18 protein-coding genes are annotated in these 23,939 nt (G+C 33.1%); 16 read left to right on the top strand and 2 right to left on the bottom strand.

Going from position 1 to position 23,939, the window contains the following annotated elements; translation table 11 throughout:
• Nucleotides 1–202: 202 nt before the first annotated feature.
• Nucleotides 203–910 carry a hypothetical protein gene (locus tag ACTJIW_RS06475; protein WP_012024441.1) on the top strand — a complete coding sequence of 236 codons (708 nt, stop codon included), beginning with the start codon at nt 203–205 and terminating at the stop codon, nt 908–910.
• Nucleotides 911–1,082: 172 nt separating this feature from the next.
• Here the strand turns inward: ACTJIW_RS06475 and ACTJIW_RS06470 are convergent, their stop codons facing one another.
• A complete protein-coding gene (locus tag ACTJIW_RS06470; protein WP_440714937.1) occupies nt 1,083–1,610 on the bottom strand; it encodes a hypothetical protein in 528 nt (175 codons plus the stop codon).
• 283 nt (nt 1,611–1,893) lie between these two features.
• Here ACTJIW_RS06470 and guaA point away from each other — a divergent pair, with 283 nt between their 5' ends.
• The 10 genes from guaA (at nt 1,894) to ACTJIW_RS06420 (ending at nt 16,366) form a co-directional block, all read left to right on the top strand.
• Nucleotides 1,894–3,423 carry a glutamine-hydrolyzing GMP synthase gene (gene guaA / locus ACTJIW_RS06465; RefSeq protein WP_012024443.1) on the top strand — a complete coding sequence of 510 codons (1,530 nt, stop codon included), beginning with the start codon at nt 1,894–1,896 and terminating at the stop codon, nt 3,421–3,423.
• A gap of 63 nt (nt 3,424–3,486) precedes the next feature.
• A complete protein-coding gene (locus tag ACTJIW_RS06460) occupies nt 3,487–5,391 on the top strand; it encodes a LysM peptidoglycan-binding domain-containing protein (RefSeq protein ID WP_440714938.1) in 1,905 nt (634 codons plus the stop codon).
• Between the two features lie 94 nt (nt 5,392–5,485).
• Complete coding sequence (locus tag ACTJIW_RS06455; RefSeq protein WP_440714939.1) at nt 5,486–7,582, top strand: LysM peptidoglycan-binding domain-containing protein; 2,097 nt, start codon at nt 5,486–5,488, stop codon at nt 7,580–7,582.
• Complete coding sequence (locus ACTJIW_RS06450; RefSeq protein ID WP_012024446.1) at nt 7,582–7,983, top strand: OsmC family protein; 402 nt, start codon at nt 7,582–7,584, stop codon at nt 7,981–7,983. The genes ACTJIW_RS06455 and ACTJIW_RS06450 overlap by 1 nt, the downstream gene beginning before the upstream one ends.
• A 403-nt stretch (nt 7,984–8,386) precedes the next feature.
• Nucleotides 8,387–10,339, top strand: coding sequence for a glucosamine-6-phosphate deaminase (gene nagB / locus ACTJIW_RS06445; protein WP_440715033.1), 1,953 nt, complete (start codon nt 8,387–8,389; stop codon nt 10,337–10,339).
• A 203-nt stretch (nt 10,340–10,542) separates the two neighbouring features.
• Nucleotides 10,543–10,779: a DUF3820 family protein gene (locus tag ACTJIW_RS06440; protein WP_035648867.1), complete on the top strand. Its 237-nt coding sequence runs from the start codon at nt 10,543–10,545 to the stop codon at nt 10,777–10,779.
• Between the two features lie 428 nt (nt 10,780–11,207).
• The gene (locus ACTJIW_RS06435) at nt 11,208–12,821 is read left to right on the top strand and encodes a CTP synthase (RefSeq protein ID WP_012024449.1); all 1,614 of its coding nucleotides are present in this window, start codon (nt 11,208–11,210) and stop codon (nt 12,819–12,821) included.
• 83 nt (nt 12,822–12,904) lie between these two features.
• Nucleotides 12,905–14,815 (top strand): membrane protein insertase YidC, encoded by a 1,911-nt coding sequence (gene yidC, locus ACTJIW_RS06430; protein ID WP_440714940.1) that lies wholly within the window; start codon nt 12,905–12,907, stop codon nt 14,813–14,815.
• 149 nt (nt 14,816–14,964) lie between these two features.
• A complete protein-coding gene (locus tag ACTJIW_RS06425; protein WP_012024451.1) occupies nt 14,965–15,684 on the top strand; it encodes a toxin-antitoxin system YwqK family antitoxin in 720 nt (239 codons plus the stop codon).
• A gap of 124 nt (nt 15,685–15,808) precedes the next feature.
• The gene (locus tag ACTJIW_RS06420; protein ID WP_149207987.1) at nt 15,809–16,366 is read left to right on the top strand and encodes a DUF4956 domain-containing protein; all 558 of its coding nucleotides are present in this window, start codon (nt 15,809–15,811) and stop codon (nt 16,364–16,366) included.
• Nucleotides 16,367–16,672: 306 nt separating this feature from the next.
• Here the strand turns inward: ACTJIW_RS06420 and ACTJIW_RS06415 are convergent, their stop codons facing one another.
• Nucleotides 16,673–18,550 carry a PEP/pyruvate-binding domain-containing protein gene (locus tag ACTJIW_RS06415; RefSeq protein ID WP_440714941.1) on the bottom strand — a complete coding sequence of 626 codons (1,878 nt, stop codon included), beginning with the start codon at nt 18,548–18,550 and terminating at the stop codon, nt 16,673–16,675.
• 140 nt (nt 18,551–18,690) lie between these two features.
• Here ACTJIW_RS06415 and mnmA point away from each other — a divergent pair, with 140 nt between their 5' ends.
• The 5 genes from mnmA to ACTJIW_RS06390 all read left to right on the top strand — a co-directional run bounded on the left by mnmA (nt 18,691) and on the right by ACTJIW_RS06390 (nt 23,883).
• Nucleotides 18,691–19,878: a tRNA 2-thiouridine(34) synthase MnmA gene (mnmA, locus tag ACTJIW_RS06410; RefSeq protein ID WP_149207985.1), complete on the top strand. Its 1,188-nt coding sequence runs from the start codon at nt 18,691–18,693 to the stop codon at nt 19,876–19,878.
• A 41-nt stretch (nt 19,879–19,919) separates the two neighbouring features.
• Complete coding sequence (locus ACTJIW_RS06405) at nt 19,920–21,521, top strand: S8 family serine peptidase (RefSeq protein ID WP_440714942.1); 1,602 nt, start codon at nt 19,920–19,922, stop codon at nt 21,519–21,521.
• Between the two features lie 8 nt (nt 21,522–21,529).
• The gene (locus ACTJIW_RS06400) at nt 21,530–22,474 is read left to right on the top strand and encodes an NAD(P)H-dependent flavin oxidoreductase (protein WP_440714943.1); all 945 of its coding nucleotides are present in this window, start codon (nt 21,530–21,532) and stop codon (nt 22,472–22,474) included.
• Nucleotides 22,475–22,493: 19 nt separating this feature from the next.
• The gene (locus ACTJIW_RS06395; protein ID WP_121362893.1) at nt 22,494–22,904 is read left to right on the top strand and encodes a hypothetical protein; all 411 of its coding nucleotides are present in this window, start codon (nt 22,494–22,496) and stop codon (nt 22,902–22,904) included.
• A gap of 76 nt (nt 22,905–22,980) precedes the next feature.
• Nucleotides 22,981–23,883 (top strand): hypothetical protein, encoded by a 903-nt coding sequence (locus ACTJIW_RS06390; RefSeq protein WP_440714944.1) that lies wholly within the window; start codon nt 22,981–22,983, stop codon nt 23,881–23,883.
• Nucleotides 23,884–23,939 lie beyond the last annotated feature (56 nt).

Below are 23,939 nucleotides of genomic sequence, written 5' to 3'. Positions count from 1 at the left end.
AGGAGAAATTTATTACTCTAAAAATTTAAAATATTTTAAAGCATGGTATTTTTTTGGCAGGTTTTTTGATTCCAAAAATTAGCCTAATATATTGTTATAATAGTCTTAAAGTTGTCGCGCCAAACTTATTTATGTTATTTTTGTGAAGCTATACTTTATTACAGATAAAAAATTTTTAAGCCGATTCGATAATCTCTTTTCAATGAAGCATATTTTATTTTTCATATTATTTTTTGCCGCTGTCAGTGTTTCAGCGCAAGAATTTGGTACAAAATACAAACCTATTCCTGCACCAAAGTTTAGCACCAAGAAAAAAACGCCGCTTCCGCAGGTTAAAGACCCGCAGGCAGAAACTGCTGATATTCCGGGAATAAAAACACCTAATGTTTTTGATAATACAACAATAACTCCAAAATCTCAATTTCAGATTGGTGAGGAAAAAAGCAAATTTTCTATGTATCAGCAAAATGATTTTGCTAATCCGGGAGATTTGTATGTAGATAAAATGGAGAAAGATTTAAACAAAGCATTAAAAGATGCCGGTTTAAGAGAGGGAAGAGGAACATTGGTCAAGAAGAATATTTCATTGGGTGATTTTAAAACCAAATCAGAATATTTTATTGTCAAACTTCGTGACTTTGGTGCCATCGACGGAGATTTGGTCAAAGTTTCTTCAAATGAAGTAGTAATCGCAAGCCAGATATTATTAGATGCCAACTTTAAACAGGTAAAAATAAATCTTGCCGAAGGTTTTAATAAATTAGATTTTGAGGCTTTAAATATTGGAACTCTGGGAGGAAACACAGCCGAAATTCAGATTTATGATGATAAAGGCCAGTTAGTAACAAATGATTATTGGGATAATCTTGCAGCAGGATTTAAGGCTTCGGTAGTTGTTACGAAAGAGTGATTTTTTTAGCTTCTAAGAGGCTATGCTTCTAAGTTTCTGAGTTTTTACTTTGAAAGGAAAAATATATAATAATAAATAAAAAGAGGTTCTAATTTTAGAACCTCTTTTTTATTGTGTCTAAATCCTAAAAAAAACTTAGCACCTTAGCATCTCAGCACCTTAGAACCTTAGATTAAAAAGGATCCGCAGTAACTTTAAACTTCATATCAGCTTTAACCGTTACATCTTTAGTAAGAGTTTCTTTAAGGGTAACCTTAGTTTTAATTTTATAGCTGTCAGCTTTAATGTACTGGTCTAATCTTGCATCAGTACAAATCAAATTAATTTCGCTGCTTGATGAGTTGATGTTATCCAGATAAGCTAATTCTATTTCGTCAGAATTAGTAGTGGATATGTATATGTGAACCGATTTTAAAAAAGTAAAAGTTTTATCTGAAGGATCAGAAATAGAAAGCTTAAGCGATTTGATATGTACATCTTTTACCAGATTAGCTTTGGTTTTGTTGTTTTCAAATTCAGCAGAAGAATTAGTAGTAACATCCGGAGTGATTATTTCCGATGGCAGATTAATAGGTGATGTGCTTTGAATTTTTATCGAAGTGTTATTCGATATAGTAAACGTCAATAAATCATCAACAGCATCACAAGAAGTAAAAAAGATTGATAAACAAGCTGTCAAGGCAATAAGTTTTGATTTCATAGTTTAATTTAAATAGGTTTTTCTACAGATACGAATTTTTGGATTGTTTGGTTTTTTGTTTTTTAAGGTTCAAAGATGCAAAGGTTCAAAGGAACAAAGCAAATAATGTTTTAAAAAAATAACGATCAAAGGTTCAAAGTCCCAAAGGTGCAAAGCAAAATAAAAAACTCTGAACCTTTGTCTCTCTAAGCCTTTGAACCTAAAAATCGGAACAATGAAAAAAAAATATTTTTTTTTCATTGTTCCGATTTTTCAATTTCGAATATAAAAAGTATTTTTGCGCATGCAACACAACGTACTTATTTTAGATTTCGGATCGCAATATACTCAGCTTATTGCGCGTAGAGTTCGCGAATTAAATATATTCTGCGAAATTTTTCCTTACAATCACATTCCAAGTGATTTATCAAGTTATAAAGCCGTAATTTTAGGAGGAAGCCCTTTTTCTGTTAGAGGAGAAGATGCGCCGCATCCTGATTTATCACAAATTAGAGGTAAAATGCCTTTGCTTGCTGTTTGTTACGGAGCACAATATTTAGCTCATTTCAGCGGTGGAGAAGTGGCAGCTTCTAATACAAGAGAATACGGAAGAGCAAATTTGTCTTATATTAAAGAAGGCGAGACTTTCTTCGAAGGAGTTTCAGAAAACAGCCAGGTTTGGATGAGCCACAGCGATAGTATCAAAGCGCTTCCAACAAATGCTGTAAAATTAGCAAGCACGCATGACGTAGAATACGCAGCTTATAAAATAGAAGGCGAAACTACTTATGCAATTCAATATCACCCAGAGGTTTATCATTCTACAGATGGTAAAAAAATGCTGGAAAACTTCTTGGTAAAAATTGCTGAAGTTCCTCAAAACTTTACTCCAAATGCTTTCGTTGACGAAATGGTAGCAGAATTAAAAGAAAAATTAGGAAACGATAAAGTGGTTCTTGGTTTATCTGGAGGAGTAGATTCTACTGTAGCAGCAGTTTTATTAAACAAAGCAATCGGACAAAATTTATATTGCATCTTCGTAAATAACGGACTTTTACGTAAAAACGAATTCCAAAATGTATTAGATCAGTACAAAGGAATGGGATTAAACGTAAAAGGAGTAGATGCCGGAGATCGTTTCCTTGGCGAATTAGCAGGAATCAGCGATCCAGAAACAAAACGTAAAACAATTGGTCGTGTATTTATCGAAGTTTTTGATGATGAATCACACTTATTAGAAGACGTAAAATGGTTAGCACAGGGAACAATTTACCCAGACGTAATTGAGTCTGTTTCGGTAAAAGGACCATCAGCAACTATTAAATCGCACCATAATGTTGGTGGATTGCCAGATTATATGAAATTAAAAATTGTAGAACCGCTTAGAATGCTTTTCAAAGACGAAGTAAGACGAGTAGGAGCTACTTTAGGAATAGATCCTGAATTATTAGGAAGACACCCTTTCCCTGGACCAGGATTATCAATTAGAATTTTAGGAGATATTACTCCAGAGAAAGTACAGATTTTACAAGATGTGGATTCTGTATTTATCGAAGGATTAAAATCTTGGGGATTATACGACAAAGTTTGGCAGGCGGGAGCCATTTTGCTTCCTGTAAACAGTGTTGGAGTTATGGGCGATGAGCGTACTTACGAAAAAGTAGTAGCGCTTAGAGCAGTAGAATCAACAGATGGTATGACTGCTGACTGGGTTCACTTACCGTATGATTTCTTGATGAAAGTATCAAATGATATTATCAATAAGGTAAAAGGCGTGAATCGTGTAGTTTACGATATTAGTTCAAAACCACCTGCAACAATTGAGTGGGAATAGCAGCGTATTTTAAAATTAAGGTCTTACATTTGTAAGGCCTTAATTTTTTATAACCTACTATTTATGAGAGAACTTTTAACGATTTCTCTTGTGTTTATTTTGTCTTTTAACAAAATCACTGCACAAGATTCAATAATTGAGCACAAAATTCAAAAAGGAGAAACTGCTTATTTCATTGCCCAAAAATACAAGGTTTCTGTAGAGGAGATTTACAAACTCAACCCCGAATCGCAAAACGGAATCAAAGACAGTCAAATTATTAAGATTCCCATTCATTCTTCAGAAAAAACAAATTCAGACCAGCAGATTACCCACATAGTTGGAGAAAAAGAAACGCTGTACGGGTTGTCAAAACAATACCATGTTTCGGTAGAAGCTATTCAAAATGCCAATCAGGCGATTTTGGTAAACGGACTTCAAGTGGGACAGGAATTAAATATTCCAAATTCTTCAAATTTTTCTAAAACTGAAACAGCAGGTTCATCAAAAATGACACATCAGGTTGTGGCAAAAGAATCTTTGTTTAGTATTGCCAGACAATACAATGTTTCGGTTCAGGATTTAGAAAATCTCAACAAAGACATTTTGGTTAACGGGTTGCAGATTGGGCAGACAATCGCTATTCCAAATAAAAGAAAAACCTTAGACGGAAGAGTTCGCGTTATCAATCAGGAAACAGTTTTTCATGTAGTTGAACCAAAAGAAACTAAATTTTCGATTTCTAAAAAGTACGGTATTTCAATCGAACAGTTAGAATCTCAAAATCCGGAAATTGTAAACGGATTAATTGTTGGAAACAAATTAGCGATCAATACAAAAGAAATAAAGCCAGCAAACGAAAGCGAAGAGTTAATGCTTGCCCTTGCCGAAAAACAAGTTGTAGTTGAGAAAACAAAAGCCAAAACGGTTGAAATAGAAGATTTAAAAGACAGATTGGTTGTTCAAAAAGAAATGAACCAGAAGATCATAAAGATTAACGATTTAAAAGTGAATCTGAATGATATGAATGGTTCTAAAGAAAACTCGGTAGAAAAACTGCGTTTGGTTTTAGAAGCCAATAAAAATGTTCAGGATGTTTTAATGGCAAAATTAGATTCATTGGTAAATACGATGAATAATGATTTGAAAGAATTAAAACGAATGGATATTTTAAATGTTGATGAATCGAAACGTTTAGAAAAACAATCGTATGAAAGCATCGGAAAAACCAGTGAATTATCTTCTCAATTGAAAAAAGAACTTGCTGAAAACCGTAAAGCTTATGCAGGATTAATGAATAAAGTTGAGAAAATTGCTGTAGAAGAAAATCAGGAATACAAAAAGAAAATCCGCGAAAGCGAAAAAAATAATAATGTTACTTCAATTCAGCAGAGGCTTTCTTTAGAAGAAATTAAACGTTATAAAATCGAACAGGAACAGGGCGATGCCAAAAATCAACTGCTGATTTCTAAAATTGATTCGCTGGACACTCAAAAACAAATTGAAGTAAAACGTCATATCAGCAAAGCATCTTATTATAGTATGGAAGCCCGAAAATTTGATGATAAACTGGCTTTGGTAAAATTAAAGAAATACCAGGATGAAGCTGTTAAGAAATCAAATGGTGCAGAAACTTCAAAAATAGTTTCATTAGAAGAGATGCGTCGGGAGCTGAAAGAGAATCCTTTAAAGAATGAAAAAAATATAAAGATCGAAGTTTATGATAATCTTAAAGAAGTTTCGAACGGCTATTACTTAGTTTTAGGTATATTTACAGACGCAGTGCCAAGAGATAAGTTAATTATGCAGCTTATTGATTCTGGTAACTTTAACGCTGGTTTTTTCTTTAATATAAACAGCCTTTCTTATTATGTATATGCTGATAAGTTCCAAAATATGGACGAAGTTTTATATCAGTGCAAGAAAAAGGAAGAAGATGAGTTATATAAGAATATTGTTATTACGAAGTTAGAAATTGATCTTCGATAGTAATAAAAAAGATTAACAAATGGCGCGAATCTTGTATGCAGGAAATTAGTATCTTGTTTTTGAATTAGAAATTAAAATTGTTTTAAGCTTTATTATGAAATATTTTTCGACATTATTATTCTTTGTATTTTTTATAACCTGTTCTGCTTTTTCGCAGGGAAAAGTAATTAAATATACTGTTTCCAGCGGAGAAACAATCAATCAGATTGCTCAAAAATTCAAAGTCACACCTTACGATATTTATGAATTAAATCCTGATGCACGCAGCGGAGTAAAGCCTAATACTGTTTTATTGATTCCGGCTGCGGCAAATAAAAATGCGGATAAAAAAGAAACAGCTGAGGCAAAATCGACAGGTAATTCTAAAGAAATTATTCACGAAGTACAGCCAAAAGAAACTTTTTACAGCATCGAAAAAAAATATGGCATTTCTGATGAAGCCTTAAAAGCGGCAAATCCAATTCTTGAAAAGAACGGGGTTCAGATTGGCCAAAAACTTGTGATTCCTGCAAAAGGAGCAGCTCCTAAAAATACAGCTGCAGCAGAGAAAAAAACAAAAGAAAAAGGACCTGAAAAATATGTATACCATGAGGTTCAGGCAAAAGAAACGAAGTATTCGATTGCAAAACAATACAATACAACAGTTGAAGATTTAGAGAAAAGAAATCCTGAAATCGTTTCAAGTTTACCGGTTGGATACAGAGTTACTATAAAAGGAACTGCTCCAAAAACAGAAACTGCGGCGCCGGTTTCTAAAGCTGACGAACCTAAGAAAACTGAATCTAAAAAAACAGTTTCTTATATGGAATATCAGGTAAAACCAAAAGAGACTTTTTATAGTTTAGGTAGAGTTTTTCATTTAACACAAGATGAGTTAGTTGCTTTAAATCCGTCATTGTCAGAAGGAGTAAAAGAAGGAATGGTTCTTAAAGTTCCTGCGGGATATGTTGCGCCGGCACCAATCGTGGCTCAATCTCAGCCAGCTGAAAAAACGACTGTTTCAACACCTGCAGTAGTTGAAAAACCTGCAGAAAATACGGGAGGCGGTATTAAAATTATAGATAAGGTAAAATCTGAAACTGTTTCGGCAGATCCTGAAATTGTTGAATTAACTAAGAAAAAAGGACAAAATGACCGCCAGAAATTAGTTTTATTACTTCCTTTTAATTTAGCAAAATTGCAAACTGATACAACCGGAATGGCGGCACGTTTAAAAACAGACAAATTTTTAAACATGACACTTGATTTTTATTCTGGAGCCATGATGGCAATAGACTCTGCTAAAACATTAAAACTGCCAATTGATGTTTCTATTTACGATTCGCAGGAAACAAAAACTACATCGAATATTGCTTCTTTAATAGCGCAGAATAAATTGCAGGAAGCAGATGCAGTTGTAGGTCCGTTTTACCAAAATAATGCAGAATCTACAGCAAATTCGCTTCGTTTATACAATGTTCCGGTAATTTCGCCATTGTCAAAAGATGCAGCAAATCCTATCGATAATTTATATCAGACAGTTCCATCTAATGATGTAGTTCGAAATGCGATTTTCGATTATATGAGAGCTAAAAACGGAAATATTGTGGCAGTTGTAGACAAGAAAAAAGAATCGGTTATCAATTATATCAAACAAAATCAAAAAGGAGTTGTTTTTGCCGGATTAACAGAAACCGGAGGTTTAGATGCGGCTAATTTAAAAAGCCTTTTACTGCCGACACGTTTGAATTATGTGGTAATGGAAACAGGAAATACGGCGATGATAAAAGCAACCATAAAAGCTTTGATTGATTCTCAAAAAACATGTCAGGTGCAGTTGGTAATTCTAGAACCAAACAGTACGCTTGATACAGACGAGATTAGTTTTGATAATTTGGTTCAGTTGAAATTAATGTATCCTTCTGTAACTCGCGACAGTGACGAACAAGGAGCTGCAATTTTCAAAAAAGAATATAAGCTGAAAAATAAAACCTATCCAAATACATACGCAACAAGAGGTTTTGATGTAACTTTTGATACCATGATGCGTTTGGTTCAGGGCAAAACGTATCAGGAAACAGCAGATTTAATGACAACACAGCAGGTTGACAATAAATTTCAATTTTATAAAAAAGAAGATGGCGGACACGCAAATAAAGGTGTCTACATTTTATATTACGATTCAGATTTAACTTTAAAAGCAGCAAATTAATGACATCAAAAGTAACTTACTTAGGCGATTTAAGAACAAAATCAATTCATATACAATCAGGAAGCGAAATTATTTCTGATGCACCGCTTGATAATAACGGAAAAGGAGAAGCTTTTTCTCCAACAGATACAGTTGCAAATGCTTTGGCAAGCTGTATGATGACAATTATGGGAATTAAAGCTCGTGATTTAGAGGTAGATTTTACCGGCTCTACAGCCGAAGTAACAAAAATAATGAACGCTGAGCCAAGAAGAATTGGCGCGATTGAAATTGTTTTTCAAATGAAAAGCAATGCCGATGAAAAAAGTAAAACGATTTTAGAACGTGCTGCAATGACTTGTCCAGTGTTTTTGAGTTTAAGTTCAGAAATTGAAAAAAATGTAACCTTTAATTGGGAATAATTTTTTTAGAATATAGTATAAAAAGCTGTCAATATTGGCGGCTTTTTTTATGCAATTCATATAAATGCAAAAATTAACAAAATATTCATGCCAAATTTTGGGTCTTAAAAATATATTGAAGTATCTTTGTCTTGCAAAAAATACGCATTTTAATGCAAAAATAACGCATTCTTAAAAAGTGAAAACGAGAATCACTTTTTTAATATTATTTGGAATCTCTAAGTGAGATAAAAATGATATTCCAAATTCTACTCCAAATCAATAATTTAAATTTTGTTGTATTCCATTTATAAAGGTTTTATCTTTATATGGTATTGATTGCTATCGTTTTTAGCAATGATTTGACTTGCGTTTTTTTCAATTGAAAAATGAAATTTTAGGGTTTTAACCCAGCACACATAATCTGAAGAATAAAAAAAAATATATCATGTTAAAAAGTAAAATAGACAAAGCAACCGGTTTTGAAAAACGCTTCGAAAACATCAATACCGTTGTTTTTGAAAATTCAAACGAAGCTTCAAAAGCAGTTGCACAGGAAATCGCAGCTTTAATTCAATCAAAACAAAAAGAAAACAAGCCTTGTATTTTAGGTTTGGCTACAGGTTCTTCCCCAAAAGGTTTGTATGCTGAATTAGTGCGTCTGCATAAAGAAGAAGGTTTAAGTTTTAAAAACGTAATCAGTTTTAATCTTGACGAATATTACCCAATGGAGCCAAACTCTATCAATAGTTATGTTCGTTTTATGAAAGAATTATTGTTTGATCATGTAGATATTTTACCTGAAAACGCTCATGTTCCAGATGGACTTTTAACTAAAGAACAAATTGCAGACTACTGCCACGAATACGAGGCTAAAATTGAAGCTCTAGGCGGTATTGATTTACAGATTCTTGGAATTGGAGGAAACGGACATATTGGTTTTAACGAATCTGGATCGCTTCAAAACTCAAAAACACGTTTAGTAGCTTTGGATCATATTACAAGAGTTGCGGCAAGTAAAGACTTCTTCGGATTAAATAATACGCCAAGAACAGCAATTACACTTGGGGTTAAAAAAATCATGGAAGCTAAAAGAGTTATTTTATTAGCTTGGGGGGAAGGAAAAGCCAATATTGTAAAAAAATCGGTTGAAGACGAAGTTACAAACCGAGTTCCGGCTTCATTCCTGCAAGAACACGATAATGCTGTTTTTATTTTAGATAAAGAAGCTTCTTCAAAACTTACGAGAATCAACAAACCATGGCTTGTAGAGAAAATTGTCTGGACAGATAAATTAACTCGTAAAGCGGTTTTAGGATTAGCTTTAGATCTTAAAAAACCAATTTTAATGCTTACTGATGCTGATTATATCGAAAACGGAATGAGCGATTTATTAGCAGATTCTGGTCCGGCATACGATATCAATATTAAAATATTTAATAAATTACAAAATACAATTACAGGCTGGCCTGGTGGAAAACCTAATGCAGAAGATGTAAATCGTCCTGAAAGAGCTGAGCCTGCTAAAAAACGCGTATTGATTTTTAGTCCGCATCCAGATGATGATATTATTAGTATGGGAGGAACTTTTATGCGTTTGCAGGAGCAGGGGCATGAAGTGCACGTAGCTTATCAGACATCAGGGAATATTGCAGTTGCCGATGATGAAGCATTGCGTTTTGCCAGATTCGTAATTGACTACAATGAAAAATTCGGAATTAAAAGCGAAGAAGCTGATAATATTTATCAAAAAGCACAAACCTTTTTAGAAAATAAAAAGAACAGTGAAATTGATATTCCTGAAGTTCGATATATTAAAGGTTTAATTAGAAAAGGAGAAGCAAGAGCAACAAGTCATTTCGTTGGTCTGCCAGACAGCCAGATTCATTTTATGGAACTGCCTTTCTATGAAACCGGAACAATTGAGAAAAAACCAATTGGACCAGAAGATATTCAGTTAACAGTAGATTTAATTGAAAAAATTAAACCGCACCAAATCTACGCAGCAGGAGATTTAGCAGATCCGCACGGAACACACAAAGTTTGTCTGGATGCTATTTTTGAAGCTGTAAAAGTTTTAAAACCAAAAGAGTTTATGAACGACTGCTGGTTATGGTTATACCGTGGTGCTTGGCAGGAATGGGGAATTGACGAAGTAGAAATGGCAGTGCCAATGAGTCCGGATCAGGTTTTGGCAAAACGTCACGGAATCTTCAAGCACCAGTCACAAAAAGACGGTGTTGTTTTCCAGGGAACTGATGCAAGAGAGTTCTGGCAGAGAGCCGAAGATCGAAACAGCGAAACAGCAGCTTTGTATCAGCAATTAGGTTTGGCAAGTTATGCTGCAATGGAGGCTTTTGTGAGATGGCATTATTAAGATGCTAAGCTTCTTAGTTGTCAGTGGCAGTCACAGTTTGCAGTGTCAGTGAGCAGTCAATTTGAGACTGAAAAACAAGACTGAAAACTATTTTTTAATCTGTAGCAAAAGAAAAAAAATAATAATAGCTTTGTAAGCAATCAAAAGCAAGAAGGAGGAATAGTATATATTCTTTCTTCTTGCTTCTTTTTTCTTAAAAAAAAATGGAACAAGACAAAAAACTTCTCATAAAATTAGCACATACCAAAATGCCTTTCGGGAAATACGAAGGACGTTTTTTAATTGATTTGCCAGAATACTATGTGGTTTGGTATCATAATAAAGGTTTTCCAAAAGGAGAATTAGGCCAGCAGTTACAGCTTATTTATGAGTTAAAACTTAATGGTTTAGAAGAATTGATACGAAATATTAAGAAACAATATCCTAAACCTATAAAATAGTAAGAAAAATCTTTGGTTGTTTGGTTTTTTTTATATAAGTTTGAAATACAAAAATATTATAATTTCTAAAAACAAAGTGATACCACAGAATTCAAGACTGAATTCATATAATGTGTACAAGTCAGTGTTTTTAAATTATAATATTTTTTTTGTTTTTAAAACCTTTCTTATCACCTTCATTATTCTTTAAGCGAATATCCAATAAATTAACCTTATTTTTTTAAGTTTCTCAAAAACATTTTTCAATCAGAAATAAGGATATTCTTTAAAAAAATCTCTAATTAAAAGTTAAAATTATCGATTACAAAACCAAGTAATCAATCTGTTTAAAAATTTGCAAATTATCTCATTATCGAATTGATAAATTGTCTAATTAAATTTGTACTTTTGCCAAGTTTTTTACACAACTACTTACAAACAACAACAGAATGAATCAAACAAAATATATTTTTGTTACAGGCGGTGTGACTTCTTCATTAGGAAAAGGAATCATTGCAGCATCTTTAGCAAAATTGTTACAAGGAAGAGGATACCGTACAACTATTCAAAAATTTGATCCGTATATTAATGTGGATCCGGGAACATTAAACCCGTATGAGCACGGAGAATGTTATGTAACAGATGATGGTGCAGAAACAGATTTAGATTTAGGTCATTACGAGCGTTTCCTTAACGTTCCTACTTCTCAGGCCAATAACGTTACTACAGGAAGAGTGTATCTTTCGGTTATTGAAAAAGAAAGAAGAGGAGAGTTTTTAGGAAAAACAGTTCAGGTTGTTCCTCACATCACAAACGAAATCAAAGACAGAATGCAGCTGCTGGGTAAATCTGGCGATTATGATATTGTAATTACTGAAATTGGTGGAACAGTGGGTGATATTGAATCATTACCTTATATAGAGTCTGTTCGTCAGTTAGTTTGGGAATTAGGAGAAAATAACGGAATTGTTATTCATTTAACTTTAGTTCCTTATTTGGCTGCAGCAGGTGAGTTGAAAACAAAGCCAACACAGCACTCTGTAAAAACTTTAATGGAAAGCGGAATTAAAGCTGATATTTTGGTTTGTAGAACTGAGCACGAATTATCTCAGGAATTACGTCAAAAACTTGCTTTGTTTTGTAATGTTAAAAAAGAAGCAGTTATTCAGTCTATTGATGCTTCTACTATATATGAAGTTCCAAATTTAATGCTTGAAGAAGGATTAGATGTTGTAGCTTTAAAGAAATTAGATCTGCCTAAAAAAGCATCTCCGGATCTTAAAAACTGGAATACTTTCTTAAAAAGATTAAAAAGTCCAAAACAGACTGTAAATATTGGTTTGGTTGGAAAATATGTAGAAATGCAGGATTGTTACAAATCTATTTTAGAAGCGTTCATTCATGCAGGTGCTGCAAATGAAACTAAAGTAAATGTAATTTCAATTCACTCAGAGCATATTAATGCTGATAACGTAGAAGAGAAATTAGGAACTCTTGACGGAGTTTTAGTTGCCCCAGGATTTGGAGAAAGAGGTATTGAAGGGAAAATCGAAGCAGTTCGTTATGTTCGTGAAAACAATATTCCGTTTTTCGGAATTTGTTTAGGAATGCAGATGTCTGTTATCGAGTATTCTAGAAATATTTTAGGTTATGCCGATGCCAATTCTACAGAGATGAACGAGAAAACGCCTCATCCAGTTGTGAATTTAATGGAAGAGCAAAAAAATATTACAGACAAAGGCGGAACAATGCGTTTAGGAGCTTGGAAATGTGATATTAAACCAAATACACTGGCACACAGAATTTACGGTGAAAAAACAATTTCAGAACGTCACCGCCACCGTTATGAGTACAATAATAAATATGCTGATGAATTACAGAAAGCAGGTTTAAAAGCATCTGGAGTAAACCCGGATACTGGATTAGTTGAAATCGTAGAGCTTGAAAACCACCCGTTCTTTATTGGTGTACAATACCACCCAGAATACAAAAGTACAGTTGCAAATCCGCACCCAATATTTGTAAACTTTGTGGCAGCTGCTGTAAATGCGCATAAAAAATAATAATTAATATTCTGAGAAGAATGTAACTTTTGAGATCAACTCATTACTAATAAGCTTCAACGAATAACTTTTTTAAATTAATAATGGAAGAAAAAAAATTAGACCTTAATTCAATCGTTGGTTTTGTATTGATATTCGGAATTTTGATTTGGATCATGTATCAAAATCAGCCTTCTGAGAAAGAAATTGCTGCTGAAAAAGCCAAGAAAGAATTAGTAGCTAAACAAGAAGCTCAGGCAAAAGCTGATAAAGCTAAAACAGCTGTTGCTCCAACTGCAGTAACACCAGGTGATACAGTTCAATTGGCACAATTGCAAAAAACTTTAGGCGGTTTTGCATATTCTGCTGCGCTTTCTTCTGCAAAAGAAGCTTTTACAACTATTGAAAATGAAAAGATCAAACTTAAAATCGCTAATAAAGGTGGTTATATAGTTGAAGCTACTTTAAAAGAATTTAAAAAGTTTGAAAAAAATTCAGGGCAGTTAGTTGAATTGATTAAAGACAATAATGCTCATTTAAACATTCAGCTGCAAACAGTCGATAACAGAACTTTAAATACTAAAGATTTGTTTTTCGAACCAACTTTAGAAAAAATTGGAGCAGATCAGGTTTTATCTATGCGTTTAAAAGCTGGGGCTAATGAATTTTTAGAATATAAATATGTACTAAAACCAAATGATTATTTAGTTGGTTTTGATGTTCGTTCTCAAGGCTTAAACAAAGTTTTAAATTCTGCTAAACCATTAGATTTACAATGGGATTTAAAAACCTACAGAAACGAAAAAAGTATTTCTTATGAAAACCGTTATGCAGAAATTTATTATGAGCATGAAGATGGGAAGATAAATTATGCAGGTTTAGGAAAACATGAAGAAGAAACAGTTGATAAAGTTAGTTTTATAGCTTACAAACAACACTTCTTTACTTCTATTTTAGTAACAGATAAACCATTTGAAACTACTAAATTAGAGTCAATTAATTTAGTAAATGACGAAAAAATTGACACTGTTTTTACTAAACAGTTCAAAGCAAATGTTCCATTGGCATTTTCAAATGGCGAGATTGATTATAAAATGCAATGGTATTTTGGACCTGCAGATTATAAAGTTTTAAAATCGTATGATAAGAATTTCCAAAAAATTATTCCGCTGGGATGGGGAATCTTTGGATGGATTAATAAATTGATATTTGTACCATTATTTGGATTCTTAAGTTCAACAATTGGATTATCATTAGGAATTGCAATTATCATTTTTACCATTATTATCAAATTGGCAATGTCGCCAATTACCTATAAATCGTTCCTGTCTCAGGCTAAAATGAAAGTTTTACGTCCTGATATTGCAGAGTTGGGAGAAAAATTCAAAAAAGACCCAATGAAAAAACAACAGGAAACAATGAAACTGTACAACAAAGCAGGAGTAAACCCAATGGCAGGATGTATTCCAGCATTGATTCAGCTTCCTTTTATGTATGCTTCGTTCCAGTTTTTCCCTGCTGCTTTTGAATTAAGACAAAAAGGTTTCCTTTGGGCAGACGATTTATCATCTTTTGACTCAGTTGTAAAATTACCATTCCATATTCCATTGTACGGAGATCACATTAGTTTGTTCCCAATTTTGGCCGCAATTGCGATTTTCTTCTACATGAAAATGACTTCTGGAGATCAGCAAATGGCTGCGCCTCAGCAGGAAGGTATGCCGGATATGGCAAAAATGATGAAAATCATGATTTATGTTTCACCATTAATGATGTTAATTTTCTTCAATAGTTATGGAGCTGGATTGAGTTTGTATAACTTTATTTCAAACTTAATTACTATTGGAATTATGTTTGTAATCAAAAATTATATTGTAGACAGTGATAAAATTCACGCTCAAATTCAGGAGAACAAACAAAGAGAACCTAAAAAGCCAAGCAAATTCCAACAGCGTCTTCAGGAAGTAATGGAACAACAAGAAGCGGCGAAGAAAAATCAAAACAAAAAGAAATAATTAAATAATAAAAAAATCTCGATTCAATCGGGATTTTTTTATTTTAGAGGGTTGGTTTTCAGGAGAAATAATCAAAATTTTATTTTTTGAGAAACACCAATTATACTTTGTGAAACGATTTTTCGTTTAACTTAAAAATTGAATAAAACATGATTTCTAAAAAACTAGCAATTGGACTGACATTATTAAATGTTTTTATTTTAAGCGCTCAAACAGAGTTTAATAAATTAGATGCAAACGGTAAAAAAGACGGTGTATGGAAAGGAGTTTATGAATCTAAACGTCCTCGTTATGAAGGTACTTTCAGTCACGGAAAAGAAACCGGAATTTTTAATTTTTTTGATGACACACAAAAAGGCGACATAATTGCAACGCGTGATTTTACGGCTAATGATGGAAGTTCATACACTATTTTTTACGATCAGAAAAAAAACAAAGTAAGCGAAGGAAAAGAGATAGGAAAGGAGAGAGAGGGAGAATGGAAATATTATCACAAAGCTTCTAAAGTTTTAATGAGTACTGAAAACTATAAAAACGGCAAACTTCAAGGATTAAAAACAGTTTATTATCCAAATGCTAAAGTTGCCGAAGAAATGACGTATCAGAATGGTTCAAGAGAAGGGAATTATAAAAAATACGGACAAAACGGAACACTTTTAGAAGATGCGACATATAAGAATAATGAGTTTAATGGTGATGCCGTTTTTTATGACGCAGACGGAGCTATAGCTTCTAAGGGAAAATTTGTAAACGGAAAAAAAGCCGGAATGTGGCAGTTTTATACTAAAGGCAAATTGACTAAGGAAGTAAATATGAGCGACCCAAAAGCAAGCTATAAAGCCGATTCTAAACCTAAAATGAGCAATTAAGAATTTTAAATATCTAAATTTTCAGCCGCGAATTCACGAATTTGTTATAAAACTAAAATTTGTGAATTTGCGGCTGATTTTTTTGTCTAATTGTTTAAATTTGATTTGCTAATAATTTGATTCAATGGATTTAAACGAACTTGCAGGACGATTTTTGTTATTGTTTCTTTCGATACTGGTTCTGTATTTTTTCTCTAACCGAAAAGATAATGAAACCATAAATCCATTAATGGTAATTGTGGGACTTTGCACATTTTCGCTTTGTTATTTGTTTACAAAAATCGAAATTGGTGTTGGAATTGGTTTTGGCTTATTCGCCATTTTTTCGATTCTGAGATTTAGAACCCAATCCTTTACAGTAAACGCTATAATTTTTCTTTTTGCTACCATCACACTTTCTATTTTAGATATTATGTATCCTTTTGAAAAAATTGAAATATTGCTCTTTTTTCAGGTTATCATAATTGGTTTTTATATTGCGGCCTCGGTTATTGTCAATAAAAAAGCTTCCAGCTATTTAAATGCAATCGATATGAAAATTCCTTTAGTAAGTGATTTTTCTTTAGAAAATGGAAACATCCGCAAAGCAATTCAGGAAAAAATAAATATTAAAGATTTCGATTTTAAAATCGTTTTGGTCAATACGGTTACAAACGAAATAGATCTTTTGGTTTTTTATTAAGGTTAATTCAAAGCTCTGGAGGAGTATAGTATATAGAAAAGCGATTATTCGCACCAAATAAAGCTTCAGAGGAGCGAAATTACCTTATGCCGCCCCGCTGGGGCTTTGTTTATACACAAAATCATTTTATTCTATAAATATGCAATCCCTCTGGGATTATTAATAAAGTTTCCCGAAGAATAATCTGCTAGATCTGCAGAATCTGCGGGAGTTTGCCAGCGCATTTTTAAATCATTTATAATCCCTTAATCTGTGGCAGAATAAACTTTATTCTTCGTCACTGATAGCCTAAATGTCAAATTGTACCTAATCATTAAAAGGACGAACCTGTTTGATGTATAAATCCCGATTTTCTCCCACAATTTTAAACTCAATATCTACAGGATGAAATAGACTTTTTCGCCAATAACGATACATCTTTTCCTCAATTTTTTTACTGACCATAAAAAGCCGGCTCATTTCTTTTCTGCTTAGCAAAGGTTCATTGTCATTTAGATTTGAGTTTGAAGTATAATCAACATCAAAATCATCATCGTTAGTTCCGGAATTAAAGTGATAAGCCACAAACTGCTCGCAGATTTCACCTTTTTCCGGCTTTACAACCGAGTTTTCTCCTTTTTGAACATTTACTGTAATTCCTGGAAAATTTTGTCTGAAAATATTCTTTGTAATCACAACGCCATTTGCCAGTTCATCTGGAAAAGAACGGTGAACCAAAACACCCATTGCAATATTCTGCTGATCGATTCCAAATAGTTCTCTTTCATTATATGAAGCTTCATTCCAGACACTTGCCCAGACTTGTTTAATTGCTTTTTCAAATGTTTTAATACTGTCGCCTAAAATTCCGGTTTTAGAATCATATAAACCAGCCCCGTTAAAATCATCCAAATCTTCCGCATTTGTTGACGAGCGGAATCTGAAATTTTTGAATTTAGCATTTTTAAAAGCCAGATTCAGTTTAGAAATTAATTCAGGATCTACAGGTTCTTTTTTAATTGCATCGCGTATTTTTTTTAACTGCTGATTAATCCAAACCGTAGAATCTTTCTTAGGAAATGCCAAAAGCTCCTTTATTAGAGGTGAAATAGATTCTTTTTGAATATGTTTTGTATAAAAATAAAACGGAATGGCATGTGCATCTTCTGGGGTTCTAAACGGAATTTCTTTAGAAATGGCAATTAAATACGACATGTTCTGCGCCTTAGATCCAATATAATTTACTCCTTTTTTTGGAATTTTAGATAAATCTACTAAATCTGTAACCGTGTTGTCGATAGTGAGTTTTTTCTTTTTTGAATTCGTTTTAAGGACTATTTTTTTATCAGTTTCTTTAATAAAAAAAGTATCAGACTTGATTTTTAATTCTACTTTTTTAGAAATTAGTTTTTTTATGTTTTCATCTTTTAAGGCCATTGTATAAGCCATAATTGGGATTTTTCTGTTTTTGCCTAAAAGCACCAAATGACTTAGCGGCGTTTGAAGTTCGTTGACTATAATTCCTCTTACGTTTGGCAAAATATCCGGCGTTCCATCTAAAACAACAATTTCATCCGGATTAGGTTTTACTTTTTCTAAATCCTTGATTTTGTATTGTCTTAAAATACCAATATTAGTTCCGGAAACGACTTCCTGATATTGTATTTCATTAAAAATATAATCTGATTTTACACAAGGTATTTTAAACTGTTCCAAACGAAACCATTCCATTTGTTCTGGATTATTGAGATAAAACTTTAGGTTTTCGCCAATAAAAGTTGATTTTTTAACCAGATTGAAAAATCGTTCTATAAGTTCAACAGGCATGTGATCTGAAGCTGCCAATTCGAAAATCCATTTACCAGTTCCTTTAATATGATTTAAATTTCCAAGTAAAAAATCGCGGTTTTTTTGAGTATTGCTGTAATTATCATTATTAAAAACTTCTAAATCCTGATTGTAATGCAGATAATTAATTACGAAATCATAATGAAGCGGAATTAAGGTGCTGTTGAAATAATACATTTTCTGTTTTCGTAAATCATAAATTACTTTTACAGATTCGATATTAGAGAATTTATCAGACAAAGGTTTTCCTCTAAATGCCTTATATGCTTCGTAATTTTCTAATGATGAAGAATATCTCTGCGCACTTAAAGACATAAAAATGAGAAAGAAAAACAAGCTGTAAATGTATTTTTTCATGACAATTTTATTGAATATTAAAAGTAAGTATTTAAAACATAAGTTTTATCTACCACCGGATTATATAAACCAATCAAAACCATTACGATTTTCTAAAATATGGCGTATCTTTGCACCCTTGTAAAAATAAATATTTTAAAATGAAACGAGTAGTAGTTGGTCTTTCTGGTGGAGTAGATTCTAGTGTTGCAGCTTATTTATTGCAGCAGCAAGGATACGAAGTTATTGGCCTTTTTATGAAGAACTGGCACGATGATTCGGTTACTATTTCTAACGAATGTCCTTGGTTAGAAGATAGTAACGATGCTTTATTGGTTGCAGAAAAACTTGGAATACCGTTTCAGACAGTTGATTTAAGTGAAGAATACAAAGAAAAAATCGTTGATTATATGTTCAACGAATACGAAAAAGGAAGAACTCCAAATCCTGACGTGCTTTGTAACCGCGAAATCAAATTTGATGTTTTTATGAAAATCGCTCTAAGTCTTGGAGCTGATTATGTTGCGACTGGGCATTACTGCCAGAAAAGCGAAATTGAAGTTGACGGAAAAACGGTTTATCAATTAATTGCCGGAAATGATGTTAACAAAGATCAGTCGTATTTTTTATGCCAGTTATCTCAGGAACAATTATCAAAAGCATTGTTTCCAATTGGGGCTTTGACAAAACCGGAAGTTCGCGAAATTGCTGCAGAAATGGAATTGGTTACTGCCGAAAAGAAAGATTCGCAAGGACTTTGCTTTATTGGAAAAGTGCGTTTACCTGAATTTTTGCAGCAAAAATTACAGCCAAAAGAGGGTACAATTGTTCAGATTGATAAAAATGATCCTATATACAATGTTGAAAAGCAAGCTGGATTGTCTTTAGAAGAAGAATTAAAAATCGAATCTCAAAAACTGAACTATAGTCCGGAAATGGGTAAAGTTATGGGTAAACATCAGGGAGCACATTATTTTACTGTTGGCCAAAGAAAAGGATTAAATGTTGGAGGTACTACAGACCCATTATTTGTAATTGCTACCGATGTTGATACCAATACAATTTATACTGGTTTAACGAGCAATCATCCTGGGTTGTTTAAAAAAGCTTTATTTGTTGGCAATTCTGAAGTACACTGGGTTCGTGAAGATTTGAAACTAAAAGAAGGCGAACAGATGGAAGTAATGGCGAGAATTCGTTATCGTCAGCCATTGCAAAAAGCAACTTTACATCAGTTTGCAAACGGAATGTATGTTCATTTTGATGAGCCTCAGTCTGCTATTACAGAAGGACAATTTGTTGCCTGGTATTTAGAAAATGAATTAGTTGGTTCGGGAGTAATTTCTTAGCTTTATACTTTCTTAGGAAGAAATTCCATAAAAAGTATACTATGAGATATAACTTTACTTTTCTTTTATTCTTCGTTTCGTTTGCCATTTTTGCGCAGGAAGAAGCGTGGGTTTATTTTAATGCAAAGCCTAATGCTCAGGCATTTTTTAGTAATCCTTTATCAGAACTATCACAAAGAGCTTTAGACCGAAGAACAAATCAAAATATAGTTTTAGATTTAACAGATGCACCGTTAGAAACTTCATTTGTAAATCAAATTAAATCTAGTACAGGAATAACGGTGATGGCACAGTCTAAATGGCTTAATGCACTTCACATTCGCGGTACACAAGCTAATATCAATGCTTTAAAAGGATTGTCTTTTGTAGCAAAAGTTGAGTTTGCTGATAAAAGTTTAAATACCTCTGCGAAAAAAGTCTCGGAAGCAAAAACAAGTCAAACACTTGATAAGTTAAAAACTACTGTTGATTATTCGTATGGTAATTCTGCCAATCAAATTCAGATGTTAAACGGTCAGGTTCTGCATCAGCAGAATTTTACCGGAGAAGGAAAAATTATAGCCGTTTTAGATGCCGGATTTCCAGGTGTAAATACAGCCCAGCCTTTTGAAAATCTTAGAAATAACAACCGAATTCTGGGAGGTTACGACTTCACCACCCGAAATGACAATTTTTATGCAGGAGACGATCACGGAACTTTAGTCCTTTCAACTATGGGAGGTTATAAAGAAAACGCCTTGGTTGGAACAGCTCCAAATGCATCATATTATCTTTTTATTACAGAAATTGATGCCGTAGAAAATCCTGTAGAAGAATCTTTATGGGTTGAAGCTGCTGAAAGAGCTGATGCTTTGGGAGTTGATATAATAACTACTTCATTAGGGTATTTTGGCGACCGCACAGAGCCGAGATATAATCATACCTACAGCGATATGAACGGAATAACAACTTTTATTTCGCGAGGCGCTGAAATAGCGTTTAGTAAAGGAATATTGGTTTTAGCTTCTGCCGGAAATGAAGGAAATACGACAGAAAAACATGTTGGTTCTCCAGCCGATGCTGTTTCAGTTCTGGCAATTGGTGCGGTTACTGCTGCTAAAGTAAAATCGAGTTTCAGTTCGATTGGGCCAAGTTATGATAACAGAATAAAGCCGGATGTAATGGCACAGGGATCTGCGGCGACAGTAGCTAACGCAAACGGAAGTATAGGAACTGCCGATGGAACTTCTTTTTCATGTCCAATTATGGCTGGAATGGCAGCTTCTTTATGGCAGGCTTTTCCAACTAAAACCAATAAAGAAATCAGACAAATGATTTTGGCTTCTGCCGACAGATATACTACTCCTGATACTAGTTATGGATATGGAATACCAAATTTTGGTTCTACTTTAGGAACTCAAACTTTCCTGTCAACTTCAGATTTTTTGGTTTATCCAAATCCAACAAAATCAAATATCTCATTTTTGTTTGATAACGAAACGGCTTCTGTTTCTATCTATTCGTTATTAGGACAAAAGCTGATTGAAAAACAAATCACAAATCAAAATCCGGTACTTTCTGTAGAAGGTTTAACAAACGGACTTTATTTTTATACTTTCGATGCAGGAAGCTTACATAAAACAGGAAAAATAATAAAACAATAATAGTTTTAATGAATAGAATTACAACGCTTTTCAATATAAAATATCCAATTATTCAAGGCGGCATGATCTGGAATAGCGGTTATAAATTAGCATCGGCAGTAAGTAATGCCGGCGGGTTAGGTTTAATTGGCGCAGGATCGATGTATCCTGATGTTTTGAGAGAACATATTCAGAAATGTAAAAAAGCGACTGATAAGCCGTTTGGAGTTAATATTCCGATGTTATATCCTAATATTGAAGAGATCATGAATATCGTGATTGAAGAAGGCGTTAAAATAGTTTTTACTTCGGCAGGAAATCCAAAAACATGGACTTCATTTTTAAAAGAAAAAGGAATAACAGTAGTACATGTAGTCAGCAGCAGTGTTTTTGCCTTAAAAGCACAAGAAGCTGGCGTAGATGCTATTGTGGCCGAAGGTTTCGAAGCGGGCGGACATAACGGACGCGATGAAACTACTACTTTTACTTTGATTCCGATGGTAAAGGAAAAAATCCAAATTCCAATTATTGCTGCCGGCGGAATTGCAACCGGAAGGGGAATGCTTGCTGCAATGGTTTTAGGTGCCGATGGTGTTCAGGTTGGAAGCCGTTTTGCCGCATCGATAGAATCATCTGCCCACAATAATTTTAAACAAACGATAGTTAATATAAAAGAAGGAGATACTCAATTGACTTTAAAAGAATTAGCTCCGGTTCGATTGGTTAAAAATAAGTTTTATAATGATGTTCAGGCTTTATATGAAAAATGTCCTTCTAAAGAAGATTTGATTGAATTATTAGGAAGAGCCAGAGCCAAAAAAGGAATGTTTGAAGGTGATTTAGAAGAAGGTGAACTCGAAATAGGACAAATCGCCGGACTGATTCATGAAATTTTACCTGTCGAACAAATTGTTCAAGAAATGATAGCCGATTTTAAAGCTGCTCGCGAAGAAAAAGCTACATTTGATTTTTAATTATCCGCAAGAAATATTTATGAATTCTATTCGCACTTATATAATTATATTGTTTTTAGCTTTTGGACTGCAGCAAGTTCAAAGCCAATCCTATCATTTTAAAACTTCGGGTTTTAGCGTACTGCAAAAAAATGAGAGAGGGAAATGGGGCGAATGGTCGAACCTTGACTTGGTAAATCTTTCGGTTGTGTTAGATACAGATAAACACCGTATTGTTGTGTACTCTCAGGAAATCCAGCTTTTTAATATTTTGGATTATATAGAAAGAGAAGAAAACGATACTGATATTGTGTATTCTTTCTTGTGTAAAGATAACGACGGAAAAGAATGTAAACTTTCAATCATTACCAGAAAAAAACAGGATTTCCGTAAACAGCTCTATATCAATTACGATGACCATATTATCGTTTATAATATTTTTACGGTTTAAAATATTGAACCCAATAGTTTTTGAAACCTATCAGGTTTGCTGCATTATTCTTTATGATTCTAACTAATAAAAACTTATGAAATTAAGAAATACTTTTTCCCTTTTGATTTTTTTTATTGTAATAAAATCTTTTTCACAACATTTATTTATTCCTAATGGTACAAACGGAGTATCTAATTCAAATAATAGCAATGTCGGGATAGGTGTATCAGATCCTCAAACAAAATTTGAAGTAAATGGAGATATAACTTTGGATTTTAAAACTATTTATTTTGATCGTTCAATTAATAAAGGATCTTATAAAATTAGTAATCCGGCTTGGGATGATGGACTTCAATATCATCATTATACATCTCATAAGTTTTTTACAATGGGAAACGAAAGACTTAAGATTCAACAAAATGGCAATATTGGAATTGGGGTATCAGATCCTCAAACGAAATTTGAAGTAAATGGAGATATAACTTTAGATTTTAAAACCATTTATTTTGATCGTTCAATTAATAGAGGATCTTATAAAATTAGTAATCCGGCCTGGGATGATGGACTTCAATATCATCATTATACGTCGCATAAGTTTTTTGTTTCTGGAATAGAGCGTATGAGATTAACAAATACTGGTTTAATTGATATTAATGGAACAATCAGAGCAGAAGAAGTCAAGGTTTGTTTAAATAAAGGATGTGATTTTGTTTTTGAAAGTGATTATAATTTAATGCCGCTTAATGAATTAGCTGAATATATAAAATTAAATAAACATCTTCCAGACATTGCTCCTGCAGTAAAAATGGAAAGCGAGGGTATAAATCTTAGTGAAATGAATGCTAAATTATTGCAAAAAATTGAAGAATTAACTTTATATGTAATCGAGCAAAATAAAAAGCTAGAACTTCAAAATAACAAAATTATAAGTTTAGAAAATCAAAATCAAGAAATAATAGAGATAAAAGCTATGCTAAAGTCAATGAATCAGAAGTAATAGTTAGATGTTAAAAGGGTTAAAATAAAATAATAAACCCGACAAGTTTTTAAAAC

Origin of the sequence: Flavobacterium sp. 22659 (genome assembly GCF_052044235.1) — a bacterium.
Taxonomy (GTDB): Bacteria; Bacteroidota; Bacteroidia; order Flavobacteriales; family Flavobacteriaceae; genus Flavobacterium; species Flavobacterium johnsoniae.
Note: the sequence above shows the minus strand (reverse complement) of the source record. Positions and strands in the feature narration are given on the sequence as shown.